The sequence below is a fragment of the Microbacterium sp. CIAB417 genome (assembly GCF_022788845.1).
In genome coordinates, this window is the sequence record NZ_JAHZUT010000011.1 from 21,929 (window position 1) to 42,906 (window position 20,978).

The following is a 20,978-nucleotide window of genomic DNA, read 5'->3' on the forward strand; positions in this document are numbered from 1 at the left end:
CCCTTCCAGATTACCCGGACGCGCCGCTCACGACGCGCGGGTTACGTTGTGCGGCTCAGTCCTTGCGGTAGCCCGAGCGGCCCATCGCGAACAGGGCTCCGGCGACGCCGACCGTGGCGCACACCGCCATGGCGCCGATGAGCCAGGCGATCGCGTGGGAGAAGAAGGCGCCGTCGAGCATTGCAGAACTCCTGGTTCGTGGGAAGGAAGTCGGGTGTCTTCAGCCTACCCGGGCATCGGGTACGATTGAGAAGTTCCTCGGCGAGGGATGCTTCGCGTGCGCGGCATCCGTGATCGACGCGGCGAAGCAGTCCTCGTGGCTGGATTCTCGCGTCTGCGTTCGAGAAGCCGAACTCAAGACCACCACGCGGCCGTCCGTCGCGTGCCAGAAGGAGAACCCATGTCTGACGACACCAAGGTCATCGCCGAGCTGCGCGACAGCTTCGGCAAGGGCTTCGCCCGTCGCCTGCGCGCTGCAGGCAAGATCCCCGCCGTGCTTTACGGCCACGGCACCGACCCGGTGCACGTCGCACTCCCGGGCCACCAGGTCGCGCTGATCATCCGCCGCGCCAACGCGCTGCTCGAGCTCGACATCGAGGGCAAGAGCCAGCTCGCCCTGGTCAAGGACGTCCAGAAGGACCCGGTGCACCAGATCATCGAGCACATCGACCTGCTGGTCGTGAAGAAGGGCGAGAAGATCCAGGTCGACGTCCCTGTCGTCCTCACCGGTGAGTCGTTCTCGGGCACCATCGCGAACCTCGACGCCACGACGCTCGCCGTCGAGGTCGAGGCCACGCACATCCCGGAGCACGTCGAGGTCTCGATCGAGGGTCTCGAGGAGGGCGCGCACATCACCGCGGCCGACGTGAAGCTGCCCAAGGGTGCGACGCTGCTCGCCGACCCCGAGCTGCTGGTCGTCGCGATCTCCGTTCCCGCCGCCACCGAGGCTGCGGAGGAGCCGGAGGGCGAGGCCGAGGCCGGCGAAGAGGCTTCCGAAGAGGCAGCTGCGGAGTAATCTCCGCCGCACTTCCGGCAGAGGGGACGCGAGTGATCGTGTCCCCTCTGCCATATCCTGGCGATGTTCGAGAGGAGCGTGCCGTGGCGCACACGTGGCTGGTCGTCGGGCTCGGGAACCCGGGTCCGCGTTACGAGACGACACGGCACAACATCGGTCAGATGGTGGTCGACGAGCTCGCCGCGCGTCGGGGCGAGACCTTCCGCGTGCACAAGGCGGGGGCCAGGGTCGTGGAGACCTGGCTGCGCCCGGGAGCGGACAAGCTCGTGCTGGCCAAGCCGAACACGTTCATGAACGTCTCCGGGACCCCCGTCGCGGCGCTCGCGCGGTTCTACACCGTGCCGTCCGAGCGCGTGATCGTCGTGCACGACGAGCTGGACATCCCGTTCGACACGATCAAGCTCAAGACCGGCGGCGGTCACGGCGGGCACAACGGCGTCCGCGACGTCGCGAGCGCACTGACGACGGCGGAGTTCCCGCGCGTGCGCGTCGGGATCGGACGTCCGACGGGACGCCAGGATCCGTCGGACTGGGTGCTCGCGCCGTTCGGCGGCGAGGAGCGCAAGAACCTGCCGATCCTGGTCTCGGATGCCGCGGACGCCGTCGAGACGCTGGTCGCGGACGGGTTGCTCGCCGCGCAGCAGACGCACCACGCGCCGCGCTGAGCGGCGTCAGACCGCGCCGAGGAGCGCCGCGGAGCCGACGGCGGCGCCGATGCTGAGCGCGAAGAACGCCACGGTGAAGAAGATCACCGGCCCGATCACGGCGACGATGAGCGCGGCGATGCCCATACCCCGGCCGCGGCGCTTGACGATCGCGATGACGCCGAGGATGAACGCGGCGATGCCGAGCACCGTACCCGCCCAGAACGACAGTTCGGCCCACAGGACCTGGTCGCGTGCCGGTGACAGGAACGCGAGCGACTCGAGATCGGCGGTCGTGACGTTCTCCAGGGCGCTGGGGATGCGTCGTCCCACCTCCCAGGACGCGAAGCCGCCGATGACCGGCATCAGGATCGCGGCCGCGAGGGACAGGACCAGTGCGATCACCCCGGTGGTCCGGGACGGGGTCTCCGGCGTGATCGCGACGCTGTACGCCCCGGCGGCGGTCTGATAGCCGCCCACTGGCACCTGGTAGGCGCCGCCCGGGGCCTGGTACGGGGGCGTCGGCGCTGGGAACGCGGGCGCGGAGAACGCATCGCCGCCCGGCTGCGCCCCGGGTGCGGGCGCGCCGAAGGGTGCGACGTCGCGTGCGGGACCCTCGGGTGACGGCGTGCCGCCGTCCGGCCGCCCGCTCGGGGCAGTCTGCTGTCCGGCTTCGGCACCTGCCGGCGGAACCGGAGGCGCGGGCGGGGGAGCGGGGCGGAAGCCGTCTGGCAGCTGCGGATCGGTCACGCCCCCATCCTACGGGGGAGGGGTGCTCGATCCGCGTGTCGAAACCTGCAGATCCGGATGCCGGGACCGGCGCCGGGCCGGAATCCGACGATTCTGGAGGAGTTCGGAACACGCGTGCTCAGACGCGTCGAAGCAGCCCGACCTTGTCGTACACCGAGGCGAGGGTCGCGTCGGCGACGGCATCCGCCTTCTCCGCGTTCGCGGCGAGGATTCGGTCCAGCTCGGCCGGATCGTCCAGCAGCTCCAGCGCGCGCGCACGCACCGGCTCGAACTCGTTCACGACGACGTCTGCGAGGCCCTTCTTGAAGTCGCCGTACCCGCGGCCGGCGTACTCGTCCTCGATCGCCGCGACCTGGCGCCCCGTGAGCGCCGCATAGATCGTGAGCAGGTTCGAGACGCCCGGCTTACTCTCGCGATCGAAGCGCACGCTGCCCTCGTTGTCCGTGACCGCACGCATGATCTTCTTCGCCGTCGCCGCGGGGTCGTCGAGCAGCCACAGCACACCCGCGTCGCTCTCGGACGACTTCGACATCTTCGCCGTCGGGCTCTGCAGGTCGTAGATGCGAGCGGTGTCCTTCTGGATCACCGGCACCGGCACCACGAACGCCTCCCCGAAACGCGCGTTGAACCGCTCGGCCAGGTCGCGGGTGAGCTCGACGTGCTGCTTCTGGTCGTCGCCGACCGGCACGACATCGGTCTGGTACAGCAGGATGTCGGCGGCCATCAGCACCGGATAGGTGAACAGCCCCACAGACGTCGCCTCGGCGCCGTAGCGGGCAGACTTGTCCTTGAACTGGGTCATGCGGCCGGCCTCGCCGAACCCTGTGATCGTCGAGAGGATCCAGGCGAGTTCGGCGTGCGCCCGCACGTGCGACTGCACGTAGAGGGTCGACTGCGACGGCTCGATGCCGGCGGCGATGTACTGCGCGGCCGTGCGCCGTGTCTTCTCCCGCAGCTCCTTCGGGTCCTGCGCCACGGTCAGCGCGTGCAGGTCGACGACCGAGAAGAACGCGTCATAGGAGGTCTGCAGCTCCCGCCACTGCAGCAGCGCTCCGATGTAGTTGCCGATCTGCAGGGAATCGGCGGAGGGCTGCATTCCGGAGTACAGGCGAGGTTTCGTCACGGTATCAATCCTATGGGGAGACGGGATGCCGTCCGCCGCGGGATGCCAGACTCACGGTATGACCGCTCCGGGACCTCGCTCCACCGGCGCCGGGCTGCGCATCCTCGGCATCGTGCTGACGGCGCTGTTCGGCGTGCCGTTCCTCGTGTTCACGGTCCTGGTGCTCAGCAGCCGCTTCGGCGGTGCCTTCGACCCTCACGGCTACACGCTCATCTTCGGCACGCTGTTCGCGCTGGTGCTCGCGATCCCGACCGCGGTGTCGATCCCGCTCGTGTTCCCGGCCGGCCGCAGACTCGTCGCGGCGATCATCAGTCTCGCCGCGTTCCTCGTCGTCGGCATCGGGCTGTTCGCCGCGCTGCTGACGGCCTGACGGCCTGACGGCGTGACCGCGCGTCCGCGCGGAGCGCGAGCGCCGTCGAAACCGACATGCTCACGCGTTCGGTGCGTCTCCGCGCGGCCTCCCTGTCACGAGAGCGATTCCGGAGCCCGGCGAGAAGACGGCTCCGTCGGCGACTCAGTACCGATAGTCGACGACGACGGGCGCGTGATCGCTCCAGCGCTGATCGTAGGAGGCCGCACGCGCCACGTGGTAGGACTCCACGCGGTCGGCCAGCGCCGGGCTCGCCAGATGGTAGTCGATGCGCCATCCCGAGTCGTTGTCGAACGCCTTGCCCCGCATCGACCACCACGTGTACGGCCCGTCGATCTCGCCGTGGAAGCGGCGCCCGACGTCGACCCAGCCCAGACCGCGTCCGGTCGTGCCGTCCACGGCATCCACGTCGGCTCCGGCTGCGCCGAGGAAGCGATCGAAGTACGCGCGTTCTCGCGGGAGGAATCCGGCCTTCTTGCGATTGCCGCGCCAGTTCTTGATGTCCAGCTCGCGGTGCCCGACGTTCAGGTCGCCCGTGACGAGAGCGAGCGCACCGTCGGCGCCCAGCTCGGTGAGACGGTCGCCGAACGCATCCAGGAACTTCCACTTCTCGTCCTGTTTGGGGGTGTCCGCCTCGCCGGTGTGCACGTAGGCGCTCGCCACCGTCAGCGGCTGATCCCCGATCAGGTAGTCGCCTTCGATCCAGCGCCCCTTCGAGTCGAAATCGGCCGGTCCGAAGTCCGTCCTGACCGCGAGGGCCGGGGTGCGACTGGCGATCGCGACGCCCGCACGCCCCTTGGCCGTGGCCTCGTCGTGGATGATCGACCAGCCGGGGAGTGCGGCCTCCAGGTGCTCATCCTGTCCGCGCACCTCCTGCAGGGTGAGGATGTCGACGTCCGCAGCGTCCAGCCAGGTGCTCATGCCGTTGCGGGCGGCCGCCCGGATTCCGTTGACGTTGACCGAGGCGATACGCAGATGTGGCATGCCTCCAGCCTAGGCGGAGGGACGGACATCGCCCTCCGGAACGGTCGCCCCCAAGCCGGGACGGGGCCTGCGCCCCCGCTGCGGCGGGGGAGGGGTGGCGGCCTCGACCTGCTCCAGCTCGTCGTGCGCCTCGCGGACCGCGCGATCGGCCGCCCAGATCCGGTACCAGGGCGCCCCCGCCCTGGCCTCCTGCGCCGTGCGCAGCCGCACCTGGGCCGCCAGCAGCAGCGCCCTGTGCTCGGCGGCGAGGCGCTCGGCCTCCGACTGCGGCAGGAGAGCCACGTGATTGTCCTGTGCGGCCACGGCGATCCAGGAGGCCGCGACGAGCAGCACGATCCCGATGAGGCGGAACCAGAGGAGCATGACGATGAACACGGTGAACGTCGCCAGCAGCGGGTTGGACGGGGTGTAGCCGAGGAACAGGCCGAACCCGAGCTGGAGCACCGTGGTCGCCGCCGCGCCGAGGAACGCGCCGGGCATGATGCGCCGCCAGGTCAGCTGCGTGCCCGTGAGGAAGCGGAACAGGCCGGCCAGAAGCACGGTGTTGACGATGTAGAGGATCGCCACCGTGACCAGCCGGACGGTCAGCGAGAACACCGGCGACGCCTCGCTCAGGCCGATCAGCTCGAAGGCCAGGCCCAGGGCCCAGGTCCCGAGCGTGCCGAGCATGGTCCCGAGCACGAGCCCCGCCCCGAAGACGATCGCGGCCAGCAGGTCCAGGCCCTTCAGGTGGAAGTAGTTCCGGCGGTCGGGAGGGATGCCGAAGACGCCTCGGACGGCTCGGCGCGCGAACGAGATCGCGCCGATGGCCGTCCAGATGAGGGCTCCCAGGGCGATCGCGCCGGTGATGCTGAGGGTTCCGGTGTTCCCGCTGGCGATGTCCTGGACCTGCTCGGGCGTGATGACGCCGTCGGTGACGATGAGGCCCGGGATGAAGTTGTTGATCACGCTGATCAGGCCGTCCACGGCATCCGCGTTCCCGCCCAGCCAGAGACCGGTGATCGCGAACGCGACGTAGACGGCGGCGAAGCCGGCGAAGAGCGTCTGATAGCTCACCCCGGCCGCGAGCAGGAAGCCCTCGTGCTGCAGGAAGTTGCGCCACACCCGGACCGGGAACCAGGCGAGCGTGCGATGCGTGAGCTCGGTGGCACGCGAGAGCGGTTCCTCGAAGCGTTCGCGGAGGTTCTGCTGCGTCTGCTCCCAGCGGGCGCGCAGATGCTGCTCCTCGCGTGCCGCCACGTCCGCAGCCCCGCGCTGCTCGCGAGGGCTGCGCGGCGTCGAGGTGCTGTCGGAGCGGCTCACCCTGTCAGGGTAGCGAAGGGTCAGGGACGACCGCGCAGCACCGCCTGCTTGACCTCGGCGATCGCCTTGGTGACCTCGATGCCGCGCGGGCACGCCTCGGAGCAGTTGAAGGTCGTGCGGCAGCGCCACACGCCCTCCTTGTCGTTGAGGATGTCCAGGCGGACGCCGGCGTTGTCGTCGCGCGAGTCGAAGATGAAGCGGTGCGCGTTGACGATCGCGGCGGGGCCGAAGTACTGCCCGTCGGTCCAGAACACCGGGCACGAAGAGGTGCACGCGGCGCACAGGATGCACTTGGTGGTGTCGTCGAAGATGGCGCGGTCGGCGATGGACTGCGTGCGCTCCTTGCCCTTCTCGGGCGTCGTGCTCGCGACGAGGAACGGCTGCACCTCGCGGTAGGACGCGAAGAACGGCTCCATGTCGACCACGAGGTCCTTCTCCAGCGGCAGGCCCTTGATCGCCTCGACGTAGATCGGCTTGGAGATGTCCAGATCCTTGATCAGCGTCTTGCAGGCGAGGCGGTTGCGGCCGTTGATGCGCATGGCGTCGGAGCCGCAGATGCCGTGGGCGCAGGAGCGTCGGAACGTGAGAGAGCCGTCGACCTCCCACTTGATCTTGTGCAGCGCGTCGAGCACGCGGTCGGTCGAGTACAGCTCCACGTCGTAGTCGACCCAGTGCGGCTCGGCGTCGACCTCGGGGTCGAACCGGCGGATGATGAAGGTCACCAGGAAGGACTGGACGCCCGTGTCCGCGGCGGAATCAGCGGCAGGCGCTTCTGCGACAGCGGTGGACATGTCAGTACTTCCTCTCCATCGGCGGGTAGTTCAACTCGCCCTGCTCGTTCTTCGTGAAGACGACCGGCTTCCAGTCGAGCCGGATGTGGTCGCTCGGCGTCGACGAGTGCGGGTCGCCCGTCAGGTACGCCATCGTGTGCTTCATGTACTTCTCGTCGTCGCGCTGGGGGAAGTCGTCGCGCATGTGGCCGCCGCGGCTCTCCTCGCGGTTCTGGGCCGCATAGACGACGACCTCGGCGATGTCGAGCAGGAAGCCCAGCTCGACGGCCTCGAGCAGATCGGTGTTGAACCGGTGGCCCTTGTCGTCCACGTGCACGTTCTTGTAGCGCTCGCGCAGCTCCGCGATCACGCCGAGGACGTGTTCCAGGGAGTCGTGCGTGCGGAACACCTGCGCGCCCTTGTCCATCTCGTCCTGCAGCGTCTTGCGCAGCACGGCGATGCGCTCGGTGCCCTGGTTGTTGCGCAGCCCCTCGAGCATGTCCGAGACGAACGCCGCCGGGTTCTCCGGCAGCGGGACGAATTCGGCGGTCTTGACGTACTCGACCGCGTTGCGGCCCGAGCGCTTGCCGAACACGTTGATGTCCAGCAGCGAGTTGGTTCCGAGCCGGTTGGCGCCGTGCACCGAGACGCAGGCGCACTCGCCGGCAGCGTACAGACCGGGCACGACCGTGTCGTTGTCGGCCAGCACCTCGCCGTCGTTGTTCGTCGGGATGCCGCCCATCGCGTAGTGCGCGGTCGGCATGACCGGCACCGGCTCGACGACCGGGTCGACGCCCAGGTACGTGCGGGCGAACTCGGTGATGTCGGGGAGCTTGGTCTCGAGGACCTCGGCGCCGAGGTGCGTGCAGTCCAGCAGCACGTAGTCCTTGTGCGGACCCGCACCGCGTCCCTCCGCGACCTCCTGCACCATGCAGCGGGCGACGATGTCGCGCGGGGCGAGGTCCTTGATGGTCGGCGCGTAGCGCTCCATGAAGCGCTCGCCCGAGGCGTTGCGCAGGATGGCTCCCTCGCCGCGGGCCCCTTCGGTGAGCAGAATGCCGAGACCGGCGAGACCGGTCGGGTGGAACTGGAAGAACTCGAGGTCCTCGAGCGGCAGTCCCTTGCGCCACACGATGCCGACGCCGTCGCCGGTGAGGGTGTGCGCGTTGGAGGTGGTCTTGAAGATCTTGCCGAAACCGCCGGTCGCGAAGATCACGGCCTTGGAGTGGAACACGTGCAGCTCGCCCGTGGCGAGGTCATAGGCGACGACGCCGGCGATCTGTGTCCTGCCCTCGGCATCCTTCACCGTGATCAGGTCGAGCACGTAGAACTCGTTGAAGAAGTCGATGCCGAGCTTGACGCAGTTCTGGAAGAGAGTCTGCAGGATCATGTGGCCGGTGCGGTCGGCCGCGTAGCACGCGCGGCGCACGGGGGTCTTGCCGTGCTCGGCGGTGTGCCCGCCGAAGCGGCGCTGGTCGATCTTGCCCTCGGGGGTGCGGTTGAACGGCAGACCCATGTTCTCGAGGTCGATGACCGCGTCGATCGCCTCCTTGGCGAGGATCTCGGCGGCGTCCTGGTCGACGAGATAGTCGCCGCCCTTGACCGTGTCGAAGGTGTGCCACTCCCAGCTGTCCTCCTCGACGTTCGCGAGGGCAGCCGCCATGCCGCCCTGTGCGGCGCCGGTGTGCGAGCGAGTGGGATACAGCTTCGAGATGACGGCGGTCTTCGCGCCGGGGCCGGCCTCGATGGCCGCCCGCATGCCGGCGCCGCCGGCACCGACGATGACGATGTCGAACTGGTGGTAGTGCACGCCGTCGCGGACGACGGAATCGTGAGTCTGGGTGGTCACTCTCTGGCTCTCTCTCAGTTCCCGACGCTGCCGTTGGCCACGCACATGTCCCACAGGCTGCTCGACTCGGTCACGCCGAGGCACGGGTCGAACGTGAAGACGACCAGCGTGCCCAGGACGATGAGGAGTCCGGCGGCCAGGCCCAGCGCCCAGACCAGCGCCTTGCGAGCACCGGGGTGGGTGACGTAGTCGTTGACGATGGTGCGCATGCCGTTCGCGCCGTGGATCAGCGCCAGCCACAGCATGAGCACGTCCCACCACTGCCACCACGGGTCGGCGAACTTGCCGGCGATGAACGCGAAGTCGAGGGCGTGGATGCCGTCGCCGAGCATGAGGTTCACGAAAAGGTGGCCGAAGATCAGGATCACCAGGAGCACCCCGGACACCCGCATGAACATCCAACCCCACTTCTCGAGGTTGAAGCGGCGGGCGCGACGCCCGGATGCCGGCACTGCGGTCTGAGCGGTCATCAGTGTCCCCCTCCGAAGCCGGCGAACGCGAGGGCGAGATGGCGCGGGACGAATCCGGCCATCAGCACCGCCCACAGGCCGATGACGATCCAGAACATCTGGCGCTGGTACCGCGCCCCCTTCGACCACAGGTCGACGAGGATGATGCGTAGGCCGTTGAGAGCGTGGAACGCGATGCCGGCGACGAGGACGACCTCGCCGAAGGCCATGACCGGGTTCTTGTAGGTGCCGATCACCGCGTCGTACGCCTCGGGCGACACGCGGATCAGCGCCGTGTCGAGCACGTGCACCAGGAGGAAGAAGAAGATGGCGACACCGGTGATGCGGTGAAGCACCCAGGACCACATGCCTTCGCGGCCTCGGTAGAGGGTGCCGCGCGGGGTCTTGGATGTCGTCTCCGAAATCGACGGTGTCAAGCGAGTGCTTGCGGACACGGTCGTCCTCCCTGATCGATCTGTCTCGGCAGCGTGCGCAGGCACGCCCGAACGCTCACCATCCTATTCCCGTCCACGCGCCGGGATCGAGGAAGGGGACCCTAACTGTCTCGATGTCGAGATTGTTGTCCCGGGTAGGGTGGGGGCATGACGGAGCCGATCGAGGACTTCTACGCCGTGATCCCCGCTGGCGGCATCGGGAGCCGGCTGTGGCCGCTCTCGCGTGCGGACGCGCCCAAGTTCCTGCACGACCTGACCGGTTCGGGCAACTCGCTGCTGCGCGACACCTGGGACCGGCTCGAGCCGCTCGCGGGCGCCGACCGCATCGCGGTCGTCACCGGCCGCGCGCATCGCGCAGCCGTCGAGGCGGAGCTCCCCGGCATCCCCGATCCGAACGTCTTCCTCGAGTCCGAGCCGCGCGACTCGTCGGCGGCGATCGGGCTGGCTGCCGCGATCCTGCACCGCCGCGACCCGGACGTGATCATCGGCTCGTTCGCCGCGGACCACGTCATCCGCGGAACGCGCACCTTCGAGTTCGCCGTGCAGCAGGCCGTGGAGGTCGCCCGCGCCGGTTATATCTGCACGATCGGCATCCAGCCGTCCGAGCCGTCCGTGGGCTTCGGCTACATCCGCAAGGGCGACGAGCTGATCGTGGACGGCGCCCCCGAGGCGGCGACGGTCGAGAGCTTCGTGGAGAAGCCGGATCTCGAGACGGCGAAGCGCTACTACGCCGACCGCTCGTACCTGTGGAACGCCGGAATGTTCATCGCGAAGGCGAGCGTGCTGCTGGACGAGCTCGCGGAGAACGAACCCGAGCTGCATGCGGGACTGCGGGAGCTTGCCGAGGCGTGGGACGATCGCGAGCTCCGCGGACCTGCGGTGGATCGCATATGGCCGGGACTGAAGAAGATCGCGATCGACTACGCCGTCGCGGAGCCCGCGGCCGACAAGGGGCGCCTGGCGGTGATCCCCGGCCACTTCGACTGGGACGACGTGGGGGATTTCGCCTCCCTCACCAAGCTCATCACCGGCGGACGCAAGAACGACCTCGCGGTGCTCGGGCCGAAGGCGCGGGTGCTGTCGGACGCCGCGACCGGGATCCTGGTGAGCCAGACCTCGCGCGTGATCAGCCTCGTCGGCGTGCAGGACATCGTCGTCGTGGACACTCCGGACGCGCTTCTGGTGACCACGACGGAGCACGCGCAGCGCGTGAAGGGCGTCGTCGAATCGCTCAAGGTGACCGGTCGCGGAGATGTGCTCTGACCGGGCGGATGTCGGATCTATTTCGGGTTTGTAACCATTAACCGCGGCGACGGGCGGGCGTCGCGTAACACTGGGTAACTTATGCCTGGGGCCTTGCGATCGGCGCAGGCCAGTAGTCCGTGGAGGCTTACGTGACCATTTCCACCCGGAAGCGCGCACTCGCCGCGCTCGTGGCGACCGGTGTCGCCCTCTCGCTCGCAGGCTGTGGAGCCGCCCCGGAGGAGTCCGAGGGACCGGGCGGGGAAGCGCTCGACTTCCTGCCCTGCATCGTCTCCGACTTCGGCGGGTTCCAGGACAAGTCGTTCAACCAGCTGTCCCTCGAGGGCGCCCAGAAGGCGGCCGACGAGCTGGGCGTGCAGCTGAACGACGTCGAGTCGAACACCGAGACCGACTACGGACCCAACGTCGAGAACCTCGTCGCCGAGGGCTGCAACGCGATCGTCGCGGTCGGCTTCGCCCTCTCGGCTGCCACGGTCGAGAGCGCGCAGGCGAACCCCGACGTCGACTACATCCTCGTCGACGACGCCGCCGACGCCGACTTCGACGGCCAGGCCGATGCCGAGAACGTCAAGCCGCTGCTCTACAACACGGCCGAAGCGGCGTTCCTCGCCGGCTACCTCGCCGCGGGCTACTCCGAGGCCGGCAAGGTCGGCACGTTCGGCGGCATGGAGTTCCCGACCGTCACGATCTTCATGGACGGCTTCAAGCAGGGCGTCGACTACTACAACTCCGAGAAGGGCACCTCCGTCCAGGTGGTGGGCTGGGACGGCTCGACCGGTTCGTTCACCGGTGGTTTCGAGGCCAACCAGGAGGCGAAGACCGTCGCGCAGAACATCATCGACCAGGGCGTCGACGTGCTGCTGCCCGTCGGCGGTCCGATCTACCAGTCGGCTCTCCAGGCGATCACCGAGTCCGGTCGCGACATCGCCCTGATCGGCACGGACGCCGACCTGTTCGTCACCGACCCGACGACCGAGGACTACGTGCTCACGTCGATCCTGAAGGCCATGGACCTGTCGACCTACGAGGCCGTGATGTCGAGCGCCAACGGCGAGTTCGACGCGACCCCGTACATCGGCACCCTGGAGAACGAGGGCGTCGGCATCGCCGACCTGCACAACTTCGCCGACAAGGTGGACGCCGAGCTCGTCTCCGAGGTGGAGGCGCTGCAGCAGGCGATCATCGACGGCGAGGTCACGGTCACGTCGTACCTCGACTGATCGAGGACCGAAAACGCTGAGAGGGAGGCCGGCCACCGCCGGCCTCCCTCTCCCCAGTCCACGGCGCCGACCCGCGCCATCTGCTTGAGGGCGCACCCTGCCCGCTGACTAGGATCAACACATGAAGCTCGAATTGCGCGGCATCACCAAGAGGTTCGGCGCGCTGACGGCCAACGACCACATCGATCTCACCATCGAACCGGGGCAGATCCATTGCCTCCTCGGTGAGAACGGCGCCGGCAAGTCCACGCTGATGAATGTGCTCTACGGTCTGTATCAGGCCGACGAGGGCGAGATCCTGCTGGACGACGTCGTGCAGCACTTCGCCGGCCCCGGCGACGCGATGGCGGCCGGCATCGGCATGGTGCACCAGCACTTCATGCTGATCCCCGTGTTCACGGTCGCCGAGAACGTCATGCTGGGGCACGAGCAGACCCGGTTCGGCGGGCGACTCGATCTGGCCGCGGCGCGGCGCATGGTCATCGAGATCTCCGATCGTTTCGGATTCGACGTGGATCCGGATGCCGTCGTCGAAGAGCTTCCCGTCGGCGTGCAGCAGCGCGTCGAGATCATCAAGGCGCTCTCGCGCGACGCGAAGGTGCTCGTCTTCGACGAGCCGACCGCCGTGCTGACTCCGCAGGAGACCGACGAGCTGATGGCCACCATGCGCCAGCTGCGCGACGGCGGCGCATCCATCGTCTTCATCACCCACAAGCTCCGCGAAGTGCGCGAGGTCGCCGATCGCATCACCGTGATCCGGCTCGGCAAGGTGGTCGGGGAGGCGTCGCCGACAGCGACGAACGAGGAGCTGGCCTCCCTCATGGTCGGGCGCGCCGTCGAGCTCACCGTCGCGAAGGGCGCCCCGAACCTGGGGGAGGAGGCGCTCACCGTCACCGGGCTCACCGTCACGGACGATGTCGGGACCGTGCTGGTGGACGACGTCACCTTCTCGGTTCGAGGGGGCGAGGTGCTCGCGATCGCCGGAGTGCAGGGCAACGGGCAGACCGAGCTCACCGAGGCCCTCGTCGGTCTTCAGCCCCGCGTGCAGGGAAGCATCCGCCTGAACGGCCGCGAACTCGTCGGCCGATCGGTCAAGGACATCCTCGACGACGGCGTCGGCTTCGTCCCGGAGGACCGCAGCGTCGACGGGCTGGTCAAGGAGTTCTCCATCGCCGAGAACCTGATGCTCGACCGCTCGGACGGCGCGCCCTTCGTCAAGGCGGGAACAGTGCAGCGGGGCGTTCTGCAGAGCTTCGCCTCCGACAAGATCGCGGAGTTCGACATCCGCACGCAGGGCCCCGACCAGCCGGTCGGCCGGCTCTCCGGAGGGAACCAGCAGAAGGTCGTCCTGGCCAGGGAGCTCAGCCGCGACCTGTCCCTGTTCGTCGCAGCCCAGCCCACCCGCGGTGTGGACGTCGGTTCGATCGAGTTCATCCACAAGCGCATCATCGCGACCCGCGACGCCGGCGTCCCGGTCGTCGTGATCTCGACCGAGCTCGACGAGGCCACCGCGCTCGCCGATCGCATCATGGTGATGTATCGCGGCCGGATCGTCGGCATCGTCCCCGGCGACACCCCGCGAGACCGCCTCGGCCTGATGATGGCCGGCATGACCGAAGAAGGAGCCACCGCATGAGCGACTCCGAAGCAGCACCCGGTTCGGCCGGCCAGAGCGGACCGGACCGCACCGGCGGCACGGTCACCGGAGCCGCCGGATCCGCGTCCGGACTCGCCGCACCCGGCGTACCGCTGCCGGACCCCCCGAAGTCCGGGCAGCCCGTCCCCGAGGAATCGCGCTGGCACGCGGCCTGGCGCCGGGTGGTGACCGGAAACGCGATCATCTCGGTGCTCGCGGTGCTGCTCGCCGTCATCGTGGGGTCGATCATGATCGCCTTCACGAACCCCGAGGTGCAGGAGGCGTCGACCTACTTCTTCGCGCGGCCCACTGACACGCTCGTTGCGATCTGGGATGCCGTGGCCGGCGCGTACGCCGCGCTGTTCCGCGGCTCGATCTACAACTTCACGGCGGACAGCTTCATCGTCGGCATCCGTCCGCTCACCGAGACGCTCAAGTTCGCGACCCCGCTGATCGCCGCCGGACTCGGCGTCGCGCTGGCCTTCCGTGCCGGCCTGTTCAACATCGGCGGTCAGGGACAGATGCTCATGGCCGCGGCTGCTGCCGGCTGGGTGGCGACGGCGGTCGACATGCCGTGGCCGCTGCACATGCTCGCAGCCGTGCTCGCCGGCATCGTGGCGGGCGCGATCTGGGCCGGAATCGCCGGACTCCTCAAGGCACGCACCGGCGCGCACGAGGTGATCGTCACGATCATGCTCAACCACATCGCGGTCTACCTGCTCGCCTGGATGCTGGCCACGCAGGGCGTACTGCAGGCGCCGGGCTCGAGCAACCCGAAGACCGCGCCGATGGCGGAGACGGCGGTGCTCCCCGGCATCCTCGGACCGCAGTTCAAGCTCCACGCGGGCTTCATCATCGCGCTTCTCGCCGTCGCCTTCACCTGGTGGCTTCTTGAGCGGTCGAGCCTGGGCTTCCGCTTCCGCGCCGTGGGGGAGAACCCCGCAGCCGCGAAGGTCGCGGGCATCAGTGTCGGGCGGATGTACTTCCTCGTGATGGTGCTCGCCGGCGGGCTGGTCGGCATCGCCGGATCCAGCCAGGTGCTCGGCACGGTGACGAGCGGGTTCAGCGAGGGCATCGACGCCGGCATCGGCTTCGACGCGATCACCGTCGCCCTGCTCGGCAGGTCGACGCCGCTTGGCGTGCTCGGCGCGGGCATCCTGTTCGGCGCCTTCAAGGCCGGAGGCTTCACGATGCAGAGCTCTCAGGGGGTCCCGGTGGAGATCGTCCTGGTCGTGCAGTCCCTGATCGTGCTGTTCATCGCCGCGCCTCCGCTGGTGCGGGCGATCTTCGGGCTTCCGCAGCCGGACGGCAGGCCACGACGCAAGCGCGCGGCGAAGACGTCGAAGGAGGTGGCGGCATGAGCGCTCTGACGACACAGGCTCCCCTTGAGGAGCAGCGCCACGTCGCGGTCGTGTCGTGGAAGACGCCCATCATCTTCGCGGTGATGACCGTGCTGGTGGCGCTCCTGCCTCTGCTCGCACCGCGCGAGGGGGTCAGCACGTTCCGCCTGGTCGCCGGGCGCGAGGCGATCGCGCTGCCGGACCTCGTCCTGCCGTCGACGGCCACCGCATGGGTGTGCGTGGGGATCCTCGTGGCACTGACCGTCGTCGCGTTCGTGCTCGTGGCGGGACGGCGCTCCGTGCCGCTGTGGCTGATCTCGGTGTACGTCGTGTTCCTGCTGCTCGGCTTCCTGGTGTGGGCGTCCGCCGGCGCCACCCTGCCGCTGATCGGCCTGCTCTCGGGCGCGCTCGCTCTGGCGACGCCGCTGATCTTCGGAGCACTGGGCGGCGTGATCGGCGAGCGGGTCGGCGTCGTGAACATCGCCATCGAGGCTCAGCTGCTCGCGGGCGCTTTCTGCGCGGCGCTCGTGGGTTCGCTCACCGGCAGCCCATGGGCGGGTCTCGTCGCCGCGATGGTGGCCGGCGTCCTCGTCTCGCTCGTCCTCGCCGTGTTCGCGATCACGTACTTCGTGAACCAGGTCATCGTCGGCGTCGTGCTCAACGTGCTCGTGGTCGGCGTGACGACGTTCCTGTTCCGTCAGGTGCTCGACCCGAACCAGGCCACGTTGAACTCGCCGCAGCCCTTTACGGCCATCGCGATCCCGGTGCTCAGCGACATCCCGGTCATCGGACCGATCCTGTTCCGCCAGACGGTCGTCGTCTACCTGATGTACATCGTGGTGTTCCTGGTGTGGTTCGGCATGTACCGCACCCGCTGGGGTCTGCGCCTGCGCGCCGTGGGCGAGCACCCGCAGGCGGCCGACACCGTCGGCATCGACGTCGCCGCCACCCGGTACCGCAACATGATGCTCGCCGGTGCCGTCGCCGGCATGGGAGGCGCGTTCTTCACGCTGGTGTCCGTCCCGCGCTTCAACTCCGAGATGACGGCGGGGGCCGGCTTCATCGCGCTCGCCGCCGTGATCTTCGGCAAGTGGGATCCGATCAAGGCGACCCTCGCCGCACTGCTGTTCGGCTTCGCGTCGAACCTGCAGGGCGTGCTGAGCGTGATCGGCTCGCCTGTGCCGAGCCAGTTCATGCTGATGCTGCCGTACATCGTCACCATCTTCGCCGTCGCCGGTCTCGTGGGGCGCTCCCGTCCTCCGGCCGCATCCGGCGTTCCCTACATCAAGAGCTGATCGGACAGAACCGAGGACATGACTGACATCGACTGGGACGAACTGCGCGCCGTCGCGACGGAGGCGATGCGGAAGGCCTACGCCCCGTACTCGCGCTACAGGGTGGGCGCCGCGGCGCTCGCCGACGACGGCCGGATCGTGGCGGGCTGCAACGTCGAGAACGCGTCGTACGGCGTCGGGCTGTGCGCCGAGTGCGCGCTGGTCGGTGACTTGCACATGTCCGGCGGCGGGCGTCTCGTCGCGTTCGTGTGCGTGAACGGCGAGGGCCAGACGATCATGCCGTGCGGCCGCTGCCGTCAGCTGCTGTTCGAGCACGCCACACCGGGGATGCTGCTGGAGACCGTGTCCGGCATCCGCACGATCGACGAGGTGCTGCCCGATGCCTTCGGCCCGCGCGACCTCGAGGAGGTGCGCTGATGGTCGAGGCCTTCGACGCCGTCGACGTCATCCGTGCCAAGCGCGACGGCGGCACCGTTCCCGAGCCGGCGCTGCGCTGGATGGTCGACGCGTACACGCGCGGCTACGTGTCCGACGCCCAGATGGCCTCGTTCGCGATGGCCGTGTTCCAGCGGGGCATGCAGCGCGACGAGATCCGGGTCCTCACCGACGCCATGATCGCCTCCGGGGAGCGGATGAGCTTCGCTTCTCTCGGCAAGCGGACCGTCGACAAGCACTCGACCGGCGGCGTGGGGGACAAGATCACTCTGCCGCTGGCACCCCTGGTCGCCTCGTTCGGGGTCGCCGTCCCGCAGCTGTCCGGCCGCGGACTCGGGCACACCGGCGGGACGCTCGACAAGCTCGAGTCGATCCCCGGCTGGCGGGCCGCGCTGTCGAACGACGAGATGTTCGCGCAGATGCAGTCCGACGTCGGTGCCGTGATCTGCGCCGCCGGCTCCGGCCTCGCGCCGGCCGACAAGAAGCTCTACGCGCTGCGCGACGTGACGGGCACCGTCGAGGCGATCCCGCTGATCGCGTCGAGCATCATGTCCAAGAAGATCGCCGAGGGCACGGATGCGCTCGTGCTGGACGTGAAGTTCGGCTCGGGGGCGTTCATGCAGGACATCGACCGTGCTCGCGAGCTCGCGCGCACCATGGTCGAGCTCGGGACCGACTCCGGCGTGGCGACGACGGCGCTGCTCACGGACATGAACGTGCCGCTCGGCCTGGCGATCGGCAACGCGAACGAGGTGCGCGAATCCGTCGAGGTGCTCGCCGGAGGCGGACCGGCCGACGTCCGTGAGCTGACGGTGGCGCTGGCTCGGGAGATGCTCGCGCTCGCGGGCCATCCCGATGCCGATGTGGAGGCCGCTCTCGACGACGGCCGCGCGATGGACAGCTGGAAGGCGATGATCCGCGCCCAGGACGGGGATCCGGACGCAGCCCTCCCCACGGCGCGGGAGACGCACGTCGTCACGGCGCCGTCGGACGGCGTCGTCACCCGGATGGAGGCTCTGCCGTTCGGCATCGCCGCCTGGCGGCTCGGGGCGGGGCGCGCGCGGGCCGAGGACGCCGTGGTCCCCGCGGCCGGCATCGATCTGCACGCCAAGCCGGGGGACCGGGTGGTCGCCGGGCAGCCGCTGTTCACGCTGTCCGCCGACGAAGAGGCCCGGTTCGCGCGCGCTCTCGAGGCCGTCGACGGCGCCTGGGCGATCGGGACGGATGGGCCGGAGTCCGGACCGCTCGTCCGCGAGCGGATCACCGCGTAGGCTGTGACCCGCCCCTCCATCCGCTCTCCTGAGAGGTCCTCCATGTCGATCGAACCGACCGGCGACGCCACCGTCCAGGGCGTCTCGCTGCGGAGCCTGCCGAAGGTCTCGCTGCACGACCACCTCGACGGCGCGGTGCGCCCGTCGACTGTGATCGAACTCGCCGACGAGGCGGGACTCGACCTCCCTGAGAAGGACGCCCGGCGGCTGGCCGCCTGGTTCGCGAAGCAGGGCGACTCCGGGTCGCTCGTGGAGTACCTGAAGACCTTCGATCTCACGACCGGCGTCATGCAGACCGCCGAGCAGCTCACGCGCGTCGCCCGCGAGTTCGTCGAGGACCTCGCCGAGGACGGGGTCATCTACGGCGAGGTGCGCTGGGCGCCGGAGCAGCATCTGGCGCGCGGACTCACGCTGGAGCAGGCCGTCGACGCCGTGCAGCAGGGCATCGAGGAGGGGGAGGACGCGGCCGATCGCGACGGGCGCAGCATCCGCGTCGGTCAGCTGATCACGGCCATGCGCCATACCGCCCGCTCCCGGGAGATCGCCGAGCTCGCGGTCGCGTACCGCACACGCGGGGTCGTCGGCTTCGACATCGCCGGTCCCGAGGAGGGCTTCCCGCCGTCCGACCACCGCGCCGCGTTCGACTACCTCGCCGAGCAGTTCTTCCCCGTGACCGTGCACGCGGGCGAGGCCGCGGGGCTGGCGTCGATCCGTTCGGCGCTGCTGGACGGACGCGCGCTGCGACTCGGCCACGGTGTGCGCATCGCCTCGGACCTGCGGGTCGTCAGCCGCGAGGACGACGAGGTCCAGGTGCAGTTCGGCGATCTCGCACGCTGGGTCCGTGATCGCGAGATCCCGCTCGAGCTGTCGCCGTCGTCGAATCTGCAGACCGGAGCGATCGCCGCGTGGGGAACCGAGCTCGGCGACCATCCCTTCGACCTGCTGTACCAGCTGGGCTTCGCGGTCACCGTGAACGTCGACAACCGCACCATGAGCGGCACGTCGCTCACCCGCGAGCTGTCGCTGCTCGTGGATGCGTTCGGGTACGACCTGGACGACCTGGAGACGTTCCAGTTCAATGCGGCCGCCGCGGCCTTCCTCCCCGTCGAGGAGCGCGAGGAGCTCGTCGAGATGATCGCCGAAGGCTTCGAGGACTGACCCGGGTGGCGGTCTTCATCGCCGGACCGGCATCCTGGAACCGCCTGGTGCTGCTCGATCGGCTGCCCGAGCCCGTGCCGCACATGCAGTTCGCCGAGGATTCCTGGGAGACGCTGGGCGGCACGAGTGCGGGGAAGGCGCTGAGCCTCACCGCTCTCGGACGCGATGTGCTCCTGTACGGCCTCAGCGCCGAGGACGAGGACGGTCTTCGGATACGGTCCGCACTGTCGGATGCCGGGGTGCCGGCGCTCTGGGATCGCAGCGCGCACACCGAACGCCACGTGAACCTCATGACGCGAGCGGGCGAGCGGGTCTCGCTGTACCTGTCGGCCCCGCAGGCCGCGTCCGGTGCGCAGGACGCCCTGCTGCGGGATGCGATGGCGGATGCCGACGCGCTGGTGCTGGACCTCGCGGCGGAGCCCGCGCGGCTGCTGCCCGTGGCGGCGCGGACCGGAGTGCCGATCTGGGTCGACGTGCACGACTATGACGGCGAGGCGGAGTTCCATCGGCCGTTCCTCGCGGTCGCGGACGCGGTCTTCTGCAACGCGGATCGGCTCGCCGACCCGGTGGGCTTCCTGCGCAGCCGGATCGACGCGGGGGCGTCGCTCGCTGTCTGCACGCTGGGAGCGGACGGGGCGGTCGCCGTGGACGCCGAGGGCGTCGAGCACCGCGTCGCCGCAGTCGTGGCCGACGTCCTCGACACCAACGGGGCGGGAGACGCCTTCCTCGCCGGTGTCCTGGATGCCCGCCTTTCGGGTCTCGACGTCCCGCGGGCGCTCGAAGCCGGCGCGCGCTCGGCATCGACGGTCCTCGGCACGCGCCATCTCCACCCGCTGCTGGATCCGATCCTGCTCTGAAGGCGTCACCGCTTCGCGTGCGGGGCCGCGTTTCCCGGTCTCAGGGGGCGAGCGAGTCCGCGAAGCGGCCGAGGAGATCGGTGGCCTCGGCGTGCATCTGCTCGTCCTGGATCGTCGGGTTCCCGTCCCCCGGCTGCGGTCCGTAATCGCCGAACGACGCGTGCGATGCGCCGGCGATCTCCACGAGGTCGGCGTCCGCCGGCAGCAGATGACGGGCGTCGGCGATCTTCTCCGGGGTGGACAGGCCGTCCTTGCTGCCCGCGAGGCTCAGCACCGGCACGTCCGACGCCGAGATGTCCGACGAGCAGTACGAGGCGAACAGCACCAGCGCCTCGGCATCCGGTGCCAGCTGGCAGGCACGGACGCCGCCCAGGGAGTGCCCGCCCACCGCCCAGGCGTCCACCTCCGGCGCCGCCGAGGTGAATGCGTCCAGGCCGCGCGGATCGAAGAACGCCAGGTTCAGCCACGGCCGGGTGATCACGACGGTGACGTCATCCTCGGCGACGATGCCCTGCAGGATCGCGGCATAGGCCCAGGGGTCGACCTTCGCGCCGGGGATGAACACCAGCCCGACGTCGCCTGCGCCGTCCGCGGGGGAGAGCACGATGCCCTCCGGAGCGTCCTCGACCACGATGTCCGGGTTCTCCCGCACCGCGGCGAGCGGCTCGGGCTCGGCCGCCATGACGCCGACCTGGCTCCAGACGAGGATGCCGACGACGCCGAGCACGAGGAGGGCCACCAGCCCCCACAGGATCCCGATGACGACCTTCCGGCCGCGACTTCTCCGCACCC

At 69.3% G+C, this 20,978-nt stretch carries 22 protein-coding genes; 12 read left to right on the forward strand and 10 right to left on the reverse strand.

The genetic code is table 11. The features are described 5' to 3' along the window. Nucleotides 1-55 precede the first annotated feature (55 nt). Nucleotides 56-181, reverse strand: a complete 126-nt coding sequence (locus KYX17_RS32150; RefSeq protein WP_283818247.1) for a hypothetical protein — start codon at nucleotides 179-181, stop codon at nucleotides 56-58. A gap of 219 nt (nucleotides 182-400) precedes the next feature. On the opposite strand from KYX17_RS32150, the gene KYX17_RS28220 reads away from it, so the two are divergent. Both KYX17_RS28220 and pth read left to right on the forward strand, forming a co-directional pair. Next, nucleotides 401-1,015, forward strand: a complete 615-nt coding sequence (locus KYX17_RS28220; protein WP_243232369.1) for a 50S ribosomal protein L25/general stress protein Ctc — start codon at nucleotides 401-403, stop codon at nucleotides 1,013-1,015. Nucleotides 1,016-1,098: 83 nt separating this feature from the next. After that, the gene (gene pth / locus KYX17_RS28225; RefSeq protein ID WP_243232380.1) at nucleotides 1,099-1,680 is read left to right on the forward strand and encodes an aminoacyl-tRNA hydrolase; all 582 of its coding nucleotides are present in this window, start codon (nucleotides 1,099-1,101) and stop codon (nucleotides 1,678-1,680) included. 6 nt (nucleotides 1,681-1,686) lie between these two features. On the opposite strand, the gene KYX17_RS28230 is transcribed toward pth, so the two are convergent. Both KYX17_RS28230 and trpS read right to left on the reverse strand, forming a co-directional pair. Then, nucleotides 1,687-2,409, reverse strand: coding sequence for a hypothetical protein (locus KYX17_RS28230; RefSeq protein ID WP_243232383.1), 723 nt, complete (start codon nucleotides 2,407-2,409; stop codon nucleotides 1,687-1,689). 118 nt (nucleotides 2,410-2,527) lie between these two features. Continuing rightward, nucleotides 2,528-3,532, reverse strand: coding sequence for a tryptophan--tRNA ligase (gene trpS, locus KYX17_RS28235; RefSeq protein ID WP_308220975.1), 1,005 nt, complete (start codon nucleotides 3,530-3,532; stop codon nucleotides 2,528-2,530). A 58-nt stretch (nucleotides 3,533-3,590) separates the two neighbouring features. Here trpS and KYX17_RS28240 point away from each other — a divergent pair, with 58 nt between their 5' ends. Then, nucleotides 3,591-3,902 (forward strand): hypothetical protein, encoded by a 312-nt coding sequence (locus KYX17_RS28240; RefSeq protein WP_243232385.1) that lies wholly within the window; start codon nucleotides 3,591-3,593, stop codon nucleotides 3,900-3,902. Between the two features lie 144 nt (nucleotides 3,903-4,046). Here KYX17_RS28240 and KYX17_RS28245 read toward each other — a convergent pair whose 3' ends face one another. From KYX17_RS28245 to sdhC, 6 genes are read right to left on the reverse strand one after another with little or no spacing between them, the layout of a single operon-like run. Further along, nucleotides 4,047-4,886, reverse strand: coding sequence for an exodeoxyribonuclease III (locus tag KYX17_RS28245; RefSeq protein WP_243232387.1), 840 nt, complete (start codon nucleotides 4,884-4,886; stop codon nucleotides 4,047-4,049). Nucleotides 4,887-4,895: 9 nt separating this feature from the next. After that, nucleotides 4,896-6,188, reverse strand: coding sequence for a YihY/virulence factor BrkB family protein (locus KYX17_RS28250; protein ID WP_243232389.1), 1,293 nt, complete (start codon nucleotides 6,186-6,188; stop codon nucleotides 4,896-4,898). A gap of 20 nt (nucleotides 6,189-6,208) precedes the next feature. Beyond that, entirely contained in the window at nucleotides 6,209-6,979 is a 771-nt protein-coding gene (locus tag KYX17_RS28255) for a succinate dehydrogenase iron-sulfur subunit (RefSeq protein WP_243232390.1), read from the reverse strand. Between the two features lies 1 nt (nucleotide 6,980). Then, the gene (gene sdhA, locus KYX17_RS28260; RefSeq protein ID WP_243232392.1) at nucleotides 6,981-8,807 is read right to left on the reverse strand and encodes a succinate dehydrogenase flavoprotein subunit; all 1,827 of its coding nucleotides are present in this window, start codon (nucleotides 8,805-8,807) and stop codon (nucleotides 6,981-6,983) included. Between the two features lie 14 nt (nucleotides 8,808-8,821). Next, nucleotides 8,822-9,277 carry a succinate dehydrogenase hydrophobic membrane anchor subunit gene (locus tag KYX17_RS28265; protein ID WP_243232394.1) on the reverse strand — a complete coding sequence of 152 codons (456 nt, stop codon included), beginning with the start codon at nucleotides 9,275-9,277 and terminating at the stop codon, nucleotides 8,822-8,824. After that, a complete protein-coding gene (gene sdhC, locus KYX17_RS28270; protein ID WP_243232395.1) occupies nucleotides 9,277-9,711 on the reverse strand; it encodes a succinate dehydrogenase, cytochrome b556 subunit in 435 nt (144 codons plus the stop codon). The genes KYX17_RS28265 and sdhC overlap by 1 nt, the downstream gene beginning before the upstream one ends. A gap of 147 nt (nucleotides 9,712-9,858) precedes the next feature. Here sdhC and KYX17_RS28275 point away from each other — a divergent pair, with 147 nt between their 5' ends. The 9 genes from KYX17_RS28275 to KYX17_RS28315 all read left to right on the forward strand — a co-directional run bounded on the left by KYX17_RS28275 (nucleotide 9,859) and on the right by KYX17_RS28315 (nucleotide 20,186). Next, nucleotides 9,859-10,974, forward strand: a complete 1,116-nt coding sequence (locus KYX17_RS28275; protein ID WP_243232402.1) for a mannose-1-phosphate guanylyltransferase — start codon at nucleotides 9,859-9,861, stop codon at nucleotides 10,972-10,974. Nucleotides 10,975-11,105: 131 nt separating this feature from the next. Next, entirely contained in the window at nucleotides 11,106-12,194 is a 1,089-nt protein-coding gene (locus tag KYX17_RS28280; RefSeq protein WP_243232405.1) for a BMP family protein, read from the forward strand. A gap of 121 nt (nucleotides 12,195-12,315) precedes the next feature. Continuing rightward, entirely contained in the window at nucleotides 12,316-13,830 is a 1,515-nt protein-coding gene (locus tag KYX17_RS28285; protein ID WP_243232407.1) for an ABC transporter ATP-binding protein, read from the forward strand. Next, nucleotides 13,827-15,191, forward strand: a complete 1,365-nt coding sequence (locus tag KYX17_RS28290; protein ID WP_243232410.1) for an ABC transporter permease — start codon at nucleotides 13,827-13,829, stop codon at nucleotides 15,189-15,191. Before KYX17_RS28285 ends, KYX17_RS28290 begins: the two co-directional genes overlap by 4 nt. Continuing rightward, nucleotides 15,188-16,465 (forward strand): ABC transporter permease, encoded by a 1,278-nt coding sequence (locus tag KYX17_RS28295; RefSeq protein ID WP_243232412.1) that lies wholly within the window; start codon nucleotides 15,188-15,190, stop codon nucleotides 16,463-16,465. Before KYX17_RS28290 ends, KYX17_RS28295 begins: the two co-directional genes overlap by 4 nt. Before the next feature lie 18 nt (nucleotides 16,466-16,483). Further along, the gene (locus tag KYX17_RS28300) at nucleotides 16,484-16,882 is read left to right on the forward strand and encodes a cytidine deaminase (RefSeq protein WP_243232416.1); all 399 of its coding nucleotides are present in this window, start codon (nucleotides 16,484-16,486) and stop codon (nucleotides 16,880-16,882) included. After that, nucleotides 16,882-18,171 carry a thymidine phosphorylase gene (locus tag KYX17_RS28305; protein WP_243232419.1) on the forward strand — a complete coding sequence of 430 codons (1,290 nt, stop codon included), beginning with the start codon at nucleotides 16,882-16,884 and terminating at the stop codon, nucleotides 18,169-18,171. Before KYX17_RS28300 ends, KYX17_RS28305 begins: the two co-directional genes overlap by 1 nt. Nucleotides 18,172-18,213: 42 nt before the next feature. Beyond that, nucleotides 18,214-19,329 carry an adenosine deaminase gene (locus KYX17_RS28310; protein ID WP_243232422.1) on the forward strand — a complete coding sequence of 372 codons (1,116 nt, stop codon included), beginning with the start codon at nucleotides 18,214-18,216 and terminating at the stop codon, nucleotides 19,327-19,329. 5 nt (nucleotides 19,330-19,334) lie between these two features. Further along, nucleotides 19,335-20,186, forward strand: coding sequence for a PfkB family carbohydrate kinase (locus KYX17_RS28315; protein ID WP_243232447.1), 852 nt, complete (start codon nucleotides 19,335-19,337; stop codon nucleotides 20,184-20,186). 40 nt (nucleotides 20,187-20,226) lie between these two features. On the opposite strand, the gene KYX17_RS28320 is transcribed toward KYX17_RS28315, so the two are convergent. After that, nucleotides 20,227-20,976 (reverse strand): alpha/beta hydrolase, encoded by a 750-nt coding sequence (locus KYX17_RS28320; RefSeq protein ID WP_243232451.1) that lies wholly within the window; start codon nucleotides 20,974-20,976, stop codon nucleotides 20,227-20,229. Between the last annotated feature and the right edge of the window lie 2 nt (nucleotides 20,977-20,978).